At 42.3% G+C, this 15,777-nt stretch carries 14 protein-coding genes; 10 read left to right on the top strand and 4 right to left on the bottom strand.

Annotation, left to right across the window (positions count from 1 at the left end):
• Window positions 1-50: 50 nt before the first annotated feature.
• Entirely contained in the window at window positions 51-764 is a 714-nt protein-coding gene (gene radC, locus M5F03_RS14460) for a RadC family protein (RefSeq protein ID WP_249708744.1), read from the bottom strand.
• Between the two features lie 112 nt (window positions 765-876).
• On the opposite strand from radC, the gene coaBC reads away from it, so the two are divergent.
• Together coaBC and M5F03_RS14450 are read left to right on the top strand one after the other, a co-directional pair.
• Window positions 877-2,148 (top strand): bifunctional phosphopantothenoylcysteine decarboxylase/phosphopantothenate--cysteine ligase CoaBC, encoded by a 1,272-nt coding sequence (coaBC, locus tag M5F03_RS14455; protein ID WP_249708740.1) that lies wholly within the window; start codon window positions 877-879, stop codon window positions 2,146-2,148.
• A 391-nt stretch (window positions 2,149-2,539) separates the two neighbouring features.
• On the top strand, window positions 2,540-3,061 hold the full coding sequence (locus M5F03_RS14450; protein ID WP_249708737.1) for a hypothetical protein: 522 nt from the start codon (window positions 2,540-2,542) through the stop codon (window positions 3,059-3,061).
• A 118-nt stretch (window positions 3,062-3,179) separates the two neighbouring features.
• Here M5F03_RS14450 and dusA read toward each other — a convergent pair whose 3' ends face one another.
• Window positions 3,180-4,211, bottom strand: a complete 1,032-nt coding sequence (gene dusA, locus M5F03_RS14445; RefSeq protein ID WP_249708735.1) for a tRNA dihydrouridine(20/20a) synthase DusA — start codon at window positions 4,209-4,211, stop codon at window positions 3,180-3,182.
• A gap of 284 nt (window positions 4,212-4,495) precedes the next feature.
• Here dusA and M5F03_RS14440 point away from each other — a divergent pair, with 284 nt between their 5' ends.
• The 3 genes from M5F03_RS14440 to M5F03_RS14430 all read left to right on the top strand — a co-directional run bounded on the left by M5F03_RS14440 (window position 4,496) and on the right by M5F03_RS14430 (window position 7,249).
• Window positions 4,496-5,911 (top strand): methylenetetrahydrofolate reductase C-terminal domain-containing protein, encoded by a 1,416-nt coding sequence (locus tag M5F03_RS14440; protein ID WP_249708733.1) that lies wholly within the window; start codon window positions 4,496-4,498, stop codon window positions 5,909-5,911.
• A 185-nt stretch (window positions 5,912-6,096) separates the two neighbouring features.
• Window positions 6,097-6,528, top strand: a complete 432-nt coding sequence (locus tag M5F03_RS14435) for a hypothetical protein (RefSeq protein ID WP_249708752.1) — start codon at window positions 6,097-6,099, stop codon at window positions 6,526-6,528.
• A 76-nt stretch (window positions 6,529-6,604) separates the two neighbouring features.
• A complete protein-coding gene (locus tag M5F03_RS14430) occupies window positions 6,605-7,249 on the top strand; it encodes a HEPN domain-containing protein (protein ID WP_180059445.1) in 645 nt (214 codons plus the stop codon).
• 53 nt (window positions 7,250-7,302) lie between these two features.
• On the opposite strand, the gene M5F03_RS14425 is transcribed toward M5F03_RS14430, so the two are convergent.
• The gene (locus M5F03_RS14425; protein ID WP_249708731.1) at window positions 7,303-8,499 is read right to left on the bottom strand and encodes an MFS transporter; all 1,197 of its coding nucleotides are present in this window, start codon (window positions 8,497-8,499) and stop codon (window positions 7,303-7,305) included.
• 123 nt (window positions 8,500-8,622) lie between these two features.
• The gene (locus tag M5F03_RS14420) at window positions 8,623-9,540 is read right to left on the bottom strand and encodes a DMT family transporter (protein WP_180102855.1); all 918 of its coding nucleotides are present in this window, start codon (window positions 9,538-9,540) and stop codon (window positions 8,623-8,625) included.
• 940 nt (window positions 9,541-10,480) lie between these two features.
• On the opposite strand from M5F03_RS14420, the gene M5F03_RS14415 reads away from it, so the two are divergent.
• From M5F03_RS14415 to M5F03_RS14395, 5 genes are all read left to right on the top strand, one after another.
• Window positions 10,481-11,608 carry a Re/Si-specific NAD(P)(+) transhydrogenase subunit alpha gene (locus tag M5F03_RS14415; RefSeq protein WP_111885447.1) on the top strand — a complete coding sequence of 376 codons (1,128 nt, stop codon included), beginning with the start codon at window positions 10,481-10,483 and terminating at the stop codon, window positions 11,606-11,608.
• Window positions 11,609-11,619: 11 nt separating this feature from the next.
• Entirely contained in the window at window positions 11,620-11,940 is a 321-nt protein-coding gene (locus M5F03_RS14410; RefSeq protein ID WP_078191287.1) for a proton-translocating transhydrogenase family protein, read from the top strand.
• 3 nt (window positions 11,941-11,943) lie between these two features.
• Window positions 11,944-13,398 (top strand): NAD(P)(+) transhydrogenase (Re/Si-specific) subunit beta, encoded by a 1,455-nt coding sequence (locus M5F03_RS14405; protein WP_078191286.1) that lies wholly within the window; start codon window positions 11,944-11,946, stop codon window positions 13,396-13,398.
• Between the two features lie 365 nt (window positions 13,399-13,763).
• Window positions 13,764-15,077: an ammonium transporter gene (locus tag M5F03_RS14400; protein ID WP_372491156.1), complete on the top strand. Its 1,314-nt coding sequence runs from the start codon at window positions 13,764-13,766 to the stop codon at window positions 15,075-15,077.
• A gap of 13 nt (window positions 15,078-15,090) precedes the next feature.
• Window positions 15,091-15,708 carry a hypothetical protein gene (locus M5F03_RS14395; protein ID WP_180108100.1) on the top strand — a complete coding sequence of 206 codons (618 nt, stop codon included), beginning with the start codon at window positions 15,091-15,093 and terminating at the stop codon, window positions 15,706-15,708.
• Window positions 15,709-15,777: the final 69 nt, after the last annotated feature.

Genomic DNA, 15,777 nt, shown 5'->3' with positions numbered 1-15,777 from the left:
TTTCTAGTTTTAAAAAATTATGATGATCTTCGGGTTTGCTCAAGCACTTGTCAATAACTGTTTGATGCAGATGAGTGTGCTTGGAGCAAGCCATGTTCAGCAAAGGAAAAACTCCCTTCTGTGGAGATAATGCAATGATCGATCAGTCGAATTTCCACCAGCTGACAAGCCTGCTGAATGAGTCGAGTCAATTCCAGATCGGCAGCAGAGGGTTCTGCACGACCGAAAGGATGATTATGTGCAATGACAATACTGCTGGCGTGTTCAGAAATGACATAACGCAGCAGTTGATTGATGGAAATTTCACAGGTATTGAGGCTGCCATAAAAAAGTTTTTTAAAGTTTATTTTTCTTAAATGCGCATCTAGACAAAGCACGCCAAAGACTTCTTGACGTTCCGATAAAAATTCAAAGCGAAGAAAATTTTGTAATTGTTCAGAATGTTGCAATTCTAAGGCTTCATTTTGAAAATGTTGACTCACATAGCGTTTGCCGAGTTCTTTTACTGCCATGAGCTGCGCATATTTACTGTTTCCAATGCCATGAAACTGGCGTAAATCCTCAAGTGAAGCATCCATCAGTGCTTGCAACTGGCCAAAATGTTGGATCAGGAGTCGTGCGAGCTCGACAGCAGAATGCTGCTGGGAACCAGAGCGTAGGAAAATAGCCAGTAACTCAGCATCGGATAAACTTTGTGCGCCTTGTTGAATCAGGCGCTCACGTGGGCGCTCTTGTTCAGGCCAATTTTTAATTGAATTATTCATTATTCTTAGACTTTTTTATTATCAGTCAATCGGCTTTTTCACAGCAGATTCTTGGGTCAGTGCATATTTAATGCTATTGTGAGCGCCACTGCAACAGATAGGTAGCCTGTTCGTGAGCTTTGATTTAAGTGTAATGCCCACAAAAAATATTCTTTTAGGTGTCACTGGTGGTATCGCAGCCTATAAAAGTGCCATTCTTGTCCGTCGGTTAAAAGATGCCGGATTTGATGTGCGCGTGGTGATGACTCAAGGTGCGCAAGCCTTTGTGACCCCGCTAACGTTTCAGGCGCTTTCAGGCAACCCTGTACATACCGAATTACTCAATCCCGAAGCAGAAGCGGGCATGGGACATATTGAATTGGCACGTTGGGCTGATTTGGTATTGGTTGCTCCTGCAAGTTGCGACACGCTGGCAAAATTTGCGGGGGGGTTAGCAGATGATCTTCTTTCGACACTTTATCTTGCGACAAAAGCGCCGGTCTGGGTTGCCCCAGCAATGAATCAGCAAATGTGGGCAGCCAAAGCGACACAGCGTAATTTAAATACACTGGTTGAAGATGGCGTACATGTGATCATGCCCGATGCCGGTTCTCAAGCATGTGGAGATGTGGGCTTAGGACGCATGCCTGAGCCTGAAGATCTAGCAGATCAAGTGACGGCCTATTTTCATCAAGCACAGCGAGCTATTGCTGAAAAATTTGGCATGCTTGCAGGCAAGCATGTGGCGATTACAGCTGGTCCTACACGTGAGTCGATAGATCCTGTACGTTATATTTCCAACCACAGCACAGGTAAAATGGGTTTCGCACTGGCAGCGGCTTGTTATGCAGCTGGGGCTAAAGTAACGCTGATCGCAGGACCCGTAAGTTTAGATACACCAAATGGTGTACGACGGATTAATGTGCAGTCTGCAATTAAAATGTTAGAGACCAGTCTGCAAATGTTAGATGAAGGCTGTGATATTTTTATTGCAACAGCAGCTGTTGCGGATTATCGCGTGGCAGAAGTTGCAGAGCATAAAATCAAAAAAGCTGGTGATGAACTCAATGTGGCATTAATTAAAAACCCAGATATCGTTGCAACGATTGCGCAGCAGTCAAAACGTCCATTTATGGTTGGATTTGCTGCCGAGACACGCAATGTCGAGGAGTATGCCGCAGGTAAGCTTGTGGCTAAAAAACTCGATATGATTGCGTGCAATGATGTTTCACGTAAAGACATTGGTTTTGCTTCAGACGAAAATGCCATGACCGTGTTCTTCGCCGATCAATATCAAATGGAAAAGCGTGATTTAGAGAAGGCGTCAAAACAAGAAATTGCACAGCAATTGGTGGAAGCCATACATGATGCGCTAAATCATGAGCCTGAAACGGACGATGAATAATTTCAGTTGATGCCTTAAAAATCCCCGCAATGTTCGGGGATTTTTTTATGGCGCATTTATGATGTTTTGTTTAAGGCTCTATATTGAATAAATTACAATAAGATCGATTTCATATTGAAAATATGAAGGCTAGGAAACCACTACCAAAATGGTCATTTTCAACAAAAATATGTCAGCAATAGACCAAGGCTGTCAGTGTTTTAAAACAGCAAAAATATAATTTAAGTGATTGATATCAAAATTAAATATAAAATTGAGAAATCTTGATAATTTGGCTTGTACTGTGTGTTTTATTGGCTATTATGAAGCAAACAATGAGGAATGTTTGGATCGGAATCTGTGATCGGTCTGACTTTTTCATCAAGAATAAATGCATCATGGGGGATGCAATATGTTTCGATGGCTCACCATTTTTTTACTGTTGAGTTTGGCTGGTTGTAGTTATTTTGTCTCGACAGATGAATTATCTCGGCAGATTGAGCAGCAGATGCAGCACGAGTTTGATCAGAATCCAGATTATCGGCAGTACCATTTACGGATTCAAAATATAAAAGTATTAGAGCGTAAGGGATTAAGCTTTAAGGCTCAGGCGACGTTGCAATACGATGGTCAGCCTTACACTGTTTTGGTTGAGATTTACAAAGATTTGCAAGGCTATGCATGGAAAATAGATGAAGAACAATTTGCCTTCATTGACGAAGCTGAAATTGCAAAATATCAGGCGCAGTTAGATCAAGAGTTGAATCATTTGGTTGAAGAATTGGAACAACCAACCGAGGAAATTGAACCTGTTACATCGACGCCTGAGAGTTACGTGGGTTTGCGTGAGGAAGAAGATCCATCCGATTATCAATGGACTGGCTATGATGATGAACCTTTTCCCAAAGGGAACATTACGGTCAATAGTCATTGAGCAATGATGTGACTGTTTAGTTGATTTAGCTGAGTTGTGACGATGTTGTTAAACACGTACTTTGTGAGGCATGAAAATAAAAAAGCCCGCAAAATAGCGGGCTTTTACTTTTAGAAGATTAATCTTCTAAAACGACTTTAGGATGATCACGTAAATAGTCTTCTGTACGTTGCATTGCATCCTTAATATTTTGGATGGCATTTTCCACATCGGCAAAGGTTTTGGCATTGCCACCACTTAAAGCCTGACGCCATTTTCGAGCACCCGGTAGGTTTTGGAATAAACCTAAAATATGACGGGTAATGATAGAAAGAGGTGCACCTTCTTCCATGCGTTTCGCAATATATGGCAGCATTTGATCGATAATATCGAAACGGTTAGGTAATTCGAGATTCCAAAGCTGACCGATCTCAGCCAATAAGTACGGGTTGTGATAAGCCTCACGGCCAATCATCACGCCATCAACATGTTGTAAATGTTGCTGTGTTTCAGCAAAGGTTTTCACCCCGCCATTAATTTCGATCAATAAATTTGGACGTTCTTGTTTCAGACGATAAACATCTTCATAACGTAAAGGTGGCACATCACGGTTTTCTTTTGGCGACAAACCTTGCAGCAGGGCAATACGAGCATGCACGATAAAATTGTTACAGCCAGTCTTTGCAACCGTATCAACAAAATGCAGCATTTCTTCATAAGACTGCATGTCATCAATCCCGATGCGGTGTTTCACGGTCACTGGAATATCAACAGCATTTCGCATTTCAGCAATACATTCTGCAACCAAATCAGGCTCTGCCATCAAGCATGCGCCAATTTTATTGTTCTGAACGCGGTCACTCGGACAGCCGACATTGAGGTTCACTTCATCATAGCCCCAGTCCTGTGCCATCTTGGTACAGGTCGCTAAATCTTTAGGATTTGAACCGCCTAGCTGTAACACAATCGGGTGTTCTTCGTTGTTATAGTCCAAATGACGATTCGCACCGCCAAATAAAATCGCGCCTGTGGTGACCATCTCGGTGTAGAGAATCACATTGGGATTAAATAAGCGTGCAAAGAAACGATAGTCACGAGTCGTCCAATCCATCATTGGCGCAACACTGATTCGTGGTTGAAGTTTATTTTCAATGGGTTGGAGATCAGTCATTAAAAAAACACGCCTTAAAAGAACAAGATGGAAGAACGAAATGGAAAATGGTGAAAAAATTACAAAAGCAGTCCGAAATACGATGAAAAAAACCGCATTTCAAGACGCGCGCAATATTAGCATAAATTGTGGTTTGGGACATGGTCTTGCTAGCGTGACGAATTCAAGGTCAGGCTAGAAAGAGTCGGAAGTGTGGCTTAAGTAATTTAAATTTTTATGTGATTAATCTATAATTTTATAAACTTTATTGTATGGTTTCTCAGCAGATTTAACTGCCTGCCTTTATGTCTTTATTTTCCCAATATCTATTGCAACGCCAGTTTTGTATCTCGTTTGAATATCTAACGACGCAAAAACCGCATTGTGTCCCAACGACATTTGCAGGCTTTCCTGTGTGCATGTCATTGGCTGACCGAGTGCAAAGTGACACAGATATTGCTCCTCTGGAAGCAATGCATGACTACCCTCAAAGCATTGAAAAAATTCTGCATTATTCGGGTAAAGGTCGAGATATCTCAGACTTTCAAACTTTTCTGAAAGATGCTCAGCAGCAGGGGGTAGAGAATTTACTTTTACTCAGTGGCGATAAGCTCAAGCAACATCAGAATGGGGCAAGTGATCCGAGTTTACGGAGTCGCTATTTAGAGTCGGTCAATCAAGTCATGGCAGCCAAAGACTTTGGTGGGTTTTATTTAGGAGTGGCATTTAATCCTTTTAAATATGCAGAAGCAGAAAAGGATGCGCAGTATTTTAAACTGAATAAAAAAATTCAAGCTGGCGCTGACTATGTGATTACACAGTTGGGCTTTGACATGGATGTGTTGAACAGTTACCAACGCTATATGCAGCAATATTATCCATGTGTGCCTGTATTGGCTTGTGTCATGCCGCTGACATTTGCCCGTGCCCGTTTTATGGCCAAGCAAAAAGTTGCAGGCATCGTGCTTTCAGCAGATGTATTAAATTTTTTGCAACAAGAACAGCAAAGCGACGCCATTCAAGCTGAACAGAATGTCTATGCTCGCTGCGCTTTACAAATATTAATGTGTCAGCATTTGGGCTATGCAGGGGTTCATTTATCGGCCTGTCATAAAGCGGAAGAACAAGAGAAGTTGCAAAAAGCAATTTTGCAATTTGCTACATTAACGTTTGCACAATGTTTAGCAGAGTGGAAAATGCTTTGGCGCTCTAGTGTTGATGTGAACTTCCACCCGACGGGCGCAAATAACCATAAGGCTCCAGTTGAACAGGTTTTGAAATATAAAAGTATGCATGTCATGCATGAGTTATTTTTTAGTTCAAAACTGGCCAAAGGGGCGGGATCTTATATTTTTTCGGCCAAATTATGGCAAAAGCCGAAAGCCGATGCGGCCTTGCTGCAAACAGAATTTATCAGTAAACATGGCATCGTGGGCTGTGAAAGTTGTGGGCAATGTCGTTTAGGCGAAACCTTATATATTTGTCCTGAAACCTGTCCTAAAGGATTAGCCAATGGACCCTGTGGTGGCTCAAGCCTTGACCGCTGTGAGTTTGAAGACCGTGAGTGTATACACTCGGTCAAAGCGCGGTTGGCGAAAGCCGTCGGTCAAGAAAAAATGCTGAAGCAAGAGCTCATCCCTACCGTTGCAATTGAAACTCGGCACAGTAGTTCTTGGAAAAACTGGTTCGTTCCACCGACATCGCCACCAACAGAACAATAATGAACTTAAAGCATTATTCAGTCTGAAACTTTATAAATGTGAATCTTTCAGGCGCTAATCATTCTAAAAATCAGACGAATAGTCGTATAAAAAAATGAAAAAGATGAAATAAACAATTAAGATCAACAGCAGATGAAAATCAAAAATTAAAAATGAAATGTGAAGAATTTGGGGAATACCACATGATGAAACAAACCTGCTTAGGAATAGCGTTGGTTTTCACATTGTCAGGCACAACAGGCTGTTCAGTTGTCATGGCAAGCAAGCAGCCAAACAAGAAAAATACCGAAATGATTCAACAAGGGTTATCTCGTAACTTGGTGATTGCTGAATTTGGCGCACCAATCACCTCTGAATATAAAAATGGCAAACGCTATGAAATTTATACCTTTACCCAAGGTTATTCGACTGCCAGTAAAGTCGGACGTGCATTTTGGCATGGTGCTGCAGATGTGGCGACCGTGGGGTTATGGGAACTTTTAGGAACACCTGCCGAATCCGTTTTTAATGGAAATAAAATGTCCTATGAATTGATTTTTGATGAAAATGATCTGTTAGAACGTTATACCTATCTCACACAAGATGAAACCAAATATTTGAATACAGAGATATTTTGATTGCATGCCGGTAAACAATTGCGCTAAGTTCAAATGGTAGAAAAATAAACGAATTATCCATTGGAATTTAGCAGGCATGATGCTACTTGAAGAAATATTCAAAAGTAAAAAGTCGGAACATACCGACCAATTTAATTTACGCATTCATCGAGGTTTAAGTTGGCTGAAAAAGTCGATTGATCTTCAAGATGATCTCGATTTGCAATTTATCAGTTTGTGGGTGTCCTTCAACGCAATATACGCACAAGATTTACAGATTGCTCAGGACAAGCAAAGCTTAAGGCAGTTTTTATATGTGATTTGCCAAAAGGATGCAGAGCATAAAATCTATAATATTTTATGGGAGCGTTTTAGTCAGCCGATACGGTTGTTTTTGGATAATCCCTATGTTTATCAGGGTTTTTGGGATTATCAAAATCAAAAAATTAGCCATGACGCATGCAAAGAGGGCTTGGCGCATGAAAAACAGAAAGTACTACGCGCGCTTAAAGAAAAAGATTCCGTTGATATTTTAATGGTGCTGTTCAATCGCATGTATACGCTACGCAATCAAATGGTTCATGGAGGCGCGACCTATAAAAGTTCGGTCAATCGGAAACAGCTTCAAGATGGCTGCACAATACTGTCGGCACTCTTACCGGTGTTTATGGTGATTCTTTTGGAAAATGCAGAAACCTTGGATTTAGGCAAACCCTTTTATCCCGTGGTGCAGGTCAGTTAATTTGCAAAAATAAAGCCACAGTAATGTGGCTTTATTGCGGTGATGAATACTTCTCATTGTGGATATTTTAATTGCCGCGCAGTATAGAGTTGATCGATCAATACAAAAAATCCAGCAACAATGACTAAGGCAATCCCTGTCATGCAGGTGGTGGTCCAGCCGCCATGATGCCATGCAAATACGCCCAAAGCTGAACCACATGCACCACCGACAAAATAAAAAGTCATGTAAATTGAATTAATTCGAGATCGTGCAATCGGGTTGAGTTGGAAAATAATATTTTGATTACAGCTATGCACCATTGCCAAACCGAGGTTGATTAGACCATAGCCCAAAATATAAAAGGCAAGTGATGATCCACCCAAATACAGCAGTCCCCAACTCAGGGCTAAGATGCTACAACCGAGCCAGGTTAATTTTCGGTTGAAACCCAAATCCGCCCAACGCCCAATCCATTGTGTTGATAGGGCACCAAACACACCAACTAACGTTACAACACCGACCCAAACATCTGCCAAATGAAAAGGTGGCTCAGTCAGTAACATGGCAATGGTGGAAAACAGCATACTCATCGCGGCAAAGACACAGCCCCCAATCAGAGATCGGAAAATTAACCGTGGCTCATGTTTGAGTAATGCGCCCATGGATTGGAAAACTTGGCTGTAGGGCATCCGTGTGATGCTGACCACGGGCAAACGTTTTTTGAGTAAGACGGCTAATACCAACATCAATAGAGCACTGAGGATGTAAATCGATTTCCAATGAAACAGATAGGACAATAAGCCAGAGAGACTGGTTGATAACAGAATGCCGACCAATAACCCACTCATTAAAAAGCCAACAACTGCCCCAATTTTTTCAGGTCGAATCGCAACCGTGACCAAAGGGATGAGGACCTGAGCAGCCACTGAAAATAGCCCGGTGATAATGGTTCCTGCCCAAAGCATGTATAGATTGGTTGAAAAAGCACAGAGGGCTAAACCCACAGTCGCTCCAAGCATGAGCAGTGGAATAAATTTGGCTTTATTCACAATATCGCCAATCGGCACAATAAACAGTAGACCCAAAGCATAAGAAATTTGCGCGAAAGTGACGGTTAGCGCCACTTCTGATTGTGAAATTTGAAAGCTTTGTTGGATGGAAGCCACTAAAGGTTGGCAATAATAATTGGCACCCGCACATAAACCACATGCAGCAGCCATAAGCCACAACAGGGTTTTATCATTGCTAATGTCGATCGAGGCTTTCATAAATTGTCCAGATTTTGGGCGGAAGCGTATGCAAAGAATTTGCTGCCACGCTGTTGTGGTCACTATAAGGAAAATCAAACAGGTCTTAAAGTGTTTCTCTGTGAATAGTATCCAAGCTCGCGATTAGGATTTCTTACTGAGACTGATCATCAAGACACCCAGCATATTCAGACCGCAACCGACCCATTGCCATAGGTTTAAATGTTCATTCAACAACGCGACGGCCAGTAAAATCGTTAAAATGGGCCCGATAGAGGCAATCATGGCCGATTGTGCTGCCCCGAGTCGGACGATACTTTGCATCATCAAAATGGTTGGAAGTACGGTAACCAATAGTCCGAGCGCTAAACCATACAGCCAGACTTGACTCGGGAGTTGTTGAAGCAAGGCAATGGGCTGTGGTGTTGCAAATAGAAAATGAATAATCGTCCCAATGCAGGCAATGCTCAGAGCTAGACCGGTAAAGTGTAAAGAACCAAACTTTTGCATGAGGCCTGGCGTGAGTAATAAGTAAATTGCAAATAGCACGGCACTGGCAAAAACCAAACTACATCCGAGCCAAAAGTACTGATCATGTGGTGTGGCATTTTGTTCTTGTAGCATCACTAACACTGTCCCGCCATAACTTAAAATCAGGGCAAGGATGGTTTTAAAACTCAGTGGCTTTTTGAATAAAACAGCGGAAGCCAGTACAGTTAATGTGGGGTACAGAAAAAGAATAATTCGTTCAAGCGAAGCACTGATATACATCAAGCCACGGAAGTCGAGCCAACTCGAAAAGTAATAGCCGATTAAACCGGAAATGAGCAAGAGCACCCAATCTTTTCGTTGAATCGTTTGATAGGAACATCGACTCAGCCATGCAATGACCAAGAAAAACGGCAATGCACTCATCATGCGTAAAGCCATGAGGACAGTGGCATCGACAAGAGGAGAAAGTGCATAGGCTTGCTTAATAAAGATCGCTTTGGTACTAAACAAGAAGGCAGCAATCAGCGCAAAAATTGCACCGATGAAGTGCGGACTAAGGTTTCTTGACATAAGTTAAGGTGTGCCTCATGACGACTGAACGAATTCGACAGCATTGTTCCGACAAGTTTGAACTGTCATTTTGATTATAAAAAATGCATCGTGTGAGTAAAAATGCAAAAAAAGAATAGTACTTATTCCTTTATGCATAAGGGATTGCTAGATCAAACATGAAAAACAGTGGAAGAAATGACCAATTTGGTTTTGAATTTTTTAATCTCAACATGACTCGGCAGGTCAAATATATCAGGCTGAAACATTTAAGGTGAAAATTGCACATAAATGGTGCAATAGTGTTTTTTTGGGATAGAAAGTCAGTAGCGATATCATGATGCTAAATATTCAAAAAATTATTTTTTTAGCTAAAAAAGGCAATTCTAAGTTAAGGCGAAGCATCAGGTGGGGAGAGCAAGATCTCAATAAACCCGAAATGTGCGCAAAAATCCATCGGATATTCAAGCTGACCGATTTGACGAGACTGTGGCAGAAAAAAAGTCAGTTTTCAATGCAGGTCAGCACGTCAAAACTGTCAAATGAGTCAACGAGCTGATGCAGTCTGAATGAAAGAGTGGCTTTACCTGACTTAAGTCGATTTTTCACGACACGTTCAGGTCATTCTGTGTTGAATGAAAATGTCACAATGATCAACGCAGTGAAACAATCTGCACTAAAACCAGCGAAATTATTTATGTTTTTGGTCTTAAGTAATATTAAAAAGTTATAAATAGGATAAAAATGAGTAATAAATCGACAAATAAAACTGAATAAATGAAATATCGCACTATTCTTTTCATGAATCATGAGTTCAAAATATGGGTATTTATTAAATAAATATTGGGTAGTATTTTAAAAAAGTTCAATTAGAATCCAAAAATTGTACAAAAACACATCCTGAGGGGAGACATCGCGGATTGCGATGTTTACTTAAGAAAAATTAGCTTGAGGAACGCTCATGCAGATCGGAATTCCAGCCGAAACTGTTGTCGGTGAAAATCGCGTCGCTGCGACGCCTGAAACAGTAAAGAAGTTGATCAGCGCTGGTCATAGCGTCGTTATTGAACGTGGAGCAGGGGTAAACGCTGCTTACATCGATAGTGCCTATGAACAAGTTGGTGCCAAAATTACGGATGATGCCTATACCGGTAGTCAAATGATTTTGAAAGTTCGTGCGCCTAAAGGTGACGAAATTCAAAAACTCACAGCGGGTACCACCGTTGTGGGGATGTTTGACCCTTACCGCAACACCGAACTTGACCAATTTGCGTCACAAAACGTGTCTGCATTTGCATTGGAACTTTTGCCACGAACCCTTTCTCGTGCGCAAAACATGGACGTACTTTCATCTCAAGCCAACCTTTCAGGTTATAAATCTGTGCTTTTGGCTGCGGCTGAATATCAACGTATGTTCCCAATGCTGATGACAGCAGCAGGTACCGTAAAACCTGCACGTGTTGTGATCATGGGCGTAGGTGTTGCAGGATTACAAGCCATTGCAACAGCGAAACGTTTAGGTGCCGTAGTTGAAGCAACTGACTTACGTCCTACAGCACGTGACCAAGTTGAATCTTTGGGTGGTAAATGGTTAGACGTACCAATGTCACCAGAAGAGCAACAAAAAGCAGCTGATGCTGCGAAAAATGGTTATGGCTGGATGCCGGGTGAAGACTACATTCGCGACCAAGCGATTATTGTTGATAAAGCCGTATCGAATGCTGACATCGTGATTACGACTGCATTATTGCCGGGTCGTGATGCACCACGTTTAATCAAAGCAGAAACCGTTGCCAAAATGAAACCGGGCTCAATCATTTTAGATATGGCGGTTGAAACTGGCGGTAACGTTGAAGGTTCTGTTTGCGGCGAAAATGTTGTGACTGCAAATGGCGTGAAAATTCTCGGTATTCCAAATATTCCTTCAACAGTTTCGACTGAAGCGTCGGCACTGTATGCACGTAACGTTTTGAATTTCATTGAAACCCTGTTTGATAGCGAAAAGAACTTCGCAATTAACCCTGAAGAAGAAATTCAAAAAGCACTACTTGTCACTCATGGCGGCCAAGTGCTGCTGAAACGTGGTTAAGGAGAATCATCATGGTTGAAACGATTACTATTTTTGTCTTGGCAATCTTTGTTGGTTACTACGTGGTTTGGGGGGTAACACCTGCGCTACACACACCATTAATGGCTGTAACCAATGCTTTGTCATCGATCATTATCGTTGGTGCGATGATTCAAACCGTTGGTATCCCAGGTATTGTGGATGCAAGCGTACAGTTCCAAAGCATTAACGTAGTGAGTATTTTAGGTGCGATTGCCGTTTTCCTAGCAAGTATCAACATTTTTGGTGGCTTTGCGGTGACTGCACGTATGCTTGAAATGTTCAAACCTAAGCAAAAGAAAAAAGAGGGTTAATCCATGGAATTCATTAAAGAATATGCGGATTGGTTCTACCTGATTGGTGCCGTTCTTTTTATCTTAACGTTGCGTGGTTTGTCTGGTCCAAAAACTGCGATTCAAGGTAACCGTTATGGCATGATCGCAATGGCAATTGCTGTAATCACCACATTCTTTGTCGCAGATCATCCAGTGATTTGGATGATTGTGGGTGCAATGGTGTTGGGTGCGGTCGTTGGTATTGCACGTGCAAAAACAGTTCCAATGACGCAAATGCCTGAAACTGTGGCACTGATGCACTCATTGGTCGGTTTGGCTGCGGTACTGATTGCGATCGCTGCGATTCTACATAACAACCAATTGACTGCGGCATTCGCGGAGAATGAAGCGGTATTAACAGCAGCGGGTGTAGAACATGCCCACATGAGCAAAGTTCATTTATTTGAATTGTTTGTAGGCTGTTTCGTGGGTGCGATTACCTTCACAGCGTCGGTATTTGCTTACGGTAAATTGGCTGCGAAGAAATGGGCAAAAACCATTTCAGGTGGATGGGTAAAACCTGTTCAAGCTTTAATTTTCCTAGCGATGTTGGCGTGTGGTATCTACTTCTTTACCACAGGCAACATGAATGCTTTCTGGGCAATGACTGTTCTTGCACTTGCATTTGGTTGGGTATGGATTGCGCCAGTAGGCGGTGGTGATATGCCAGTGGTGGTATCGCTACTGAACTCGTTCTCAGGTTGGGCTGCAGCAGGGATTGGTTTCACGCTTGAAAACAACATGCTGATTGTTGCAGGTTCACTGGTTGGTTCATCAGGTGCAATTCTGTCTTACATCATGTGTAAAGCCATGAACCGTTCAATCATCAACGTTTTGTTTGGTGGTGCAATGGGTGGTACAGCAGTAGCTGCAGCGGATAATGGTGAAAAAGCACAGCGTAATCACCGTTCAGGTTCTGCAGACGATGCTGGTTTCTTGATGTCAAATGCGGACAGCGTGGTGATCGTACCTGGTTATGGTATGGCGCAAGGTCGTGCACAAAATGCCGTGAAAGAATTGTGTGAAATCTTAAAAGAGCAAGGTGTAAAAGTTCGTTTTGCGATTCACCCTGTGGCAGGTCGTATGCCGGGCCACATGAACGTACTTTTAGCTGAAGCTGACGTTGCATATGAAGACATTCTTGAAATGGACGAGATCAACTCAGACTTCCCAGCAACAGATGTAGTACTGGTGATTGGTGCGAACGACGTGGTGAACCCAGCGGCAAAAGACGATCCAAGTTCTCCAATTTACGGTATGCCAATCCTTGAAGCGCATAAAGCACGTACCATTATGGTGATCAAACGTTCTATGGCTACAGGCTACGCAGGTCTAGATAATGACTTGTTCTATAACGATAAAACGATGATGATCTTCGGTGATGCGAAGAAAGTTGTGGAAGATATGACAAAAGCCATTAATGGCGGCGGTCATTAATTCATATTGCCAAAGTCCCGCTGTGATAAAGCGGGATTGAGGAAGATTTAAAACCACCTTCGGGTGGTTTTTTGTTTTCTTTGCTTTTATTTTCTTCGCTTTTGATTAATTGATGCTTCACACTAAAAGTGCACAAATATTTAACGCATCAGGTGCTTGAATCAAATTGATGCGTGTTTTGAAACAAAGGTGCAGATTGATGCGCTGTTTTATTTCATTAAATTCAATCTCAGTGATTCAAAATATTGTCGCGAACTTATTTTGTGACGCAATGCATTGAAAAATAATTAATTGTCTGAAATTTGGTATTCTTTTTGCACAGCATGGTTATTCTTGGGGGAATAATCATGAAAAAAACATACTTGATGGCACCATTTCTGAGTGTCCTGACATCGACTGCATGGGCAGTTGACCCGCAAATCGCCAGTAATATTCAAGAAATTCGTATTTCACTCGACAGTATTTGGGTGGTACTGGGCGGCATCTTGGTGTTCTTTATGCAAGCTGGATTTGCCATGATCGAAAGTGGTTCAGTTCGCAGTAAAAATACCGTGAACGTACTCATGAAAAACTACATGGATGCCTGCTTGGGTGGTCTGGTGTTTTGGTTGGTGGGTTTTGGTCTGATGTTTGGGGTAAATACGACGGGCTGGTTTGGCTTAAGTCATTTTGCACCCGATCAACTGGATGATTGGCACTGGAACCTCCTATTTTTCCAAATGATGTTTGCTGCAACGGCAACCACTATTGCCAGTGGTGCAATGGCAGAGCGGATTCATTTTGTCGCTTATGTGGTGAGTGCGGCCGTTGTATCCGGTTTGATTTATCCTCTCTTTGGTAGTTGGGCATGGGGCAGTTTATTTGGCGGAGACGGTTGGTTAAAAGCACTCGGGTTTATCGATTTTGCAGGTTCGACCGTGGTGCATTCGATGGGTGGCTGGGTGGCCTTAGCGGGCATTATCGTATTGGGTCCACGTTTGGGACGATTTGGACGCAATGGGCAAAGCCATTATTTACCGGGGCATAACTTACCATTAGTGGCATTAGGTGGTTTTATTTTATGGTTAGCATGGTTTGGTTTTAATGCAGGCTCGACCATTAATGCCAATGTCAGCGTAGGACGTATTGCTTTAAATACGCACCTTGCAGCGTGTGCTGCAGCGGTTGCATATATGTTGCTCTGTCTCATCCGATCTAAAGCCATTTTGATCCGCAGCACGATCAATGCCTCACTGGGTGGTTTAGTTGCCATTACGGCAGGCTGTGCAACGATGTCTCCACTGTATGCGGTCATCACCGGTTTATGTGCAGGTGTTATGGTGACCTTCCTACCAATGCTCATGGAAAAAATGAAATTGGATGATGTGGTGGATGCGGTGACGGTACATGGTTTCTGTGGCGCATGGGGAACATTGGCTGCAGGGATCTTCCTTGAAAATAATATGTTTAATGGCGATGTCATCGCGATACAAGGGCTTGGGGTGATTGCAGCCTTTTTATGGGGCTTTGGCGTTGCGTTCATTGTATTTAAGGTCTTGGACAAATTGTTGGGTGGCTTACGTGTGAGTAAGCAACATGAACAACGTGGTTTGGATTATACCGAACATGCTGAATTGTCTTATCCCGAGTTTCAAAAAGATGTGACTTTTGAAACGGATGATATGACCAAGCGTCATTAACAGGAGTAAAGCAATGAGCACCGAACTGTTAAATTTGGCACAACGCCGCGAAGCTTTAGAAAAAGGCTTACAACAATTTATTCATGGGACGTTACTCGACAGTGCGCTACGGCACTGGGAGCAGCAGTACAGCATGAAACCGTCATTTGTCTTGAATCGCTTCTTAAATGATATCTGTACCACAGAGGAGCTTCGCTTTTATCGTAAAGATATGCTGAAGCAAGTCTTGTATGAGTTATCTACCTTAGAAAAGCAGGAACTGTTAAGGGTTGAAAAACCGCAGGAGCAGGAGCAAGAAGACGAGCTCATTGCAGAGACCATTAGCGAAGCTTTTTTAGGCTTTATCGAGTCAGTCATGCTGACGGTGAAGTCTAAAGATCAAGCTGATTTCATCCAAGATGTGATTGAGCAATTAGAAGAAATTGGGCTGGCAATTGCAGCAAATGCACAAATTAATACGGCGAGTTTTGTCGAGTTTTTGCCCTTGACCAGTTATGCCAAAGTTTTAACAAGCATTTATGAAGTGTATTGTGACTTTTATGGACCGATGCGTGCGGACCAAGTTTATGCACAAACCAAGCTGAAAATTAAAGCCAACTATCCTGAGGTGGATTTACACCAACTGCTTTAGTGTAGGGGGGTAAAACACCATGAAGCTGATTGTCCGTGTATGAAATCAAGGGATAAAAAAAGCGACCTA

Source organism: Acinetobacter amyesii (genome assembly GCF_023499985.1).
Classification (GTDB): Bacteria; Pseudomonadota; Gammaproteobacteria; order Pseudomonadales; family Moraxellaceae; genus Acinetobacter; species Acinetobacter amyesii.
Note: the sequence above shows the minus strand (reverse complement) of the source record. Positions and strands in the feature narration are given on the sequence as shown.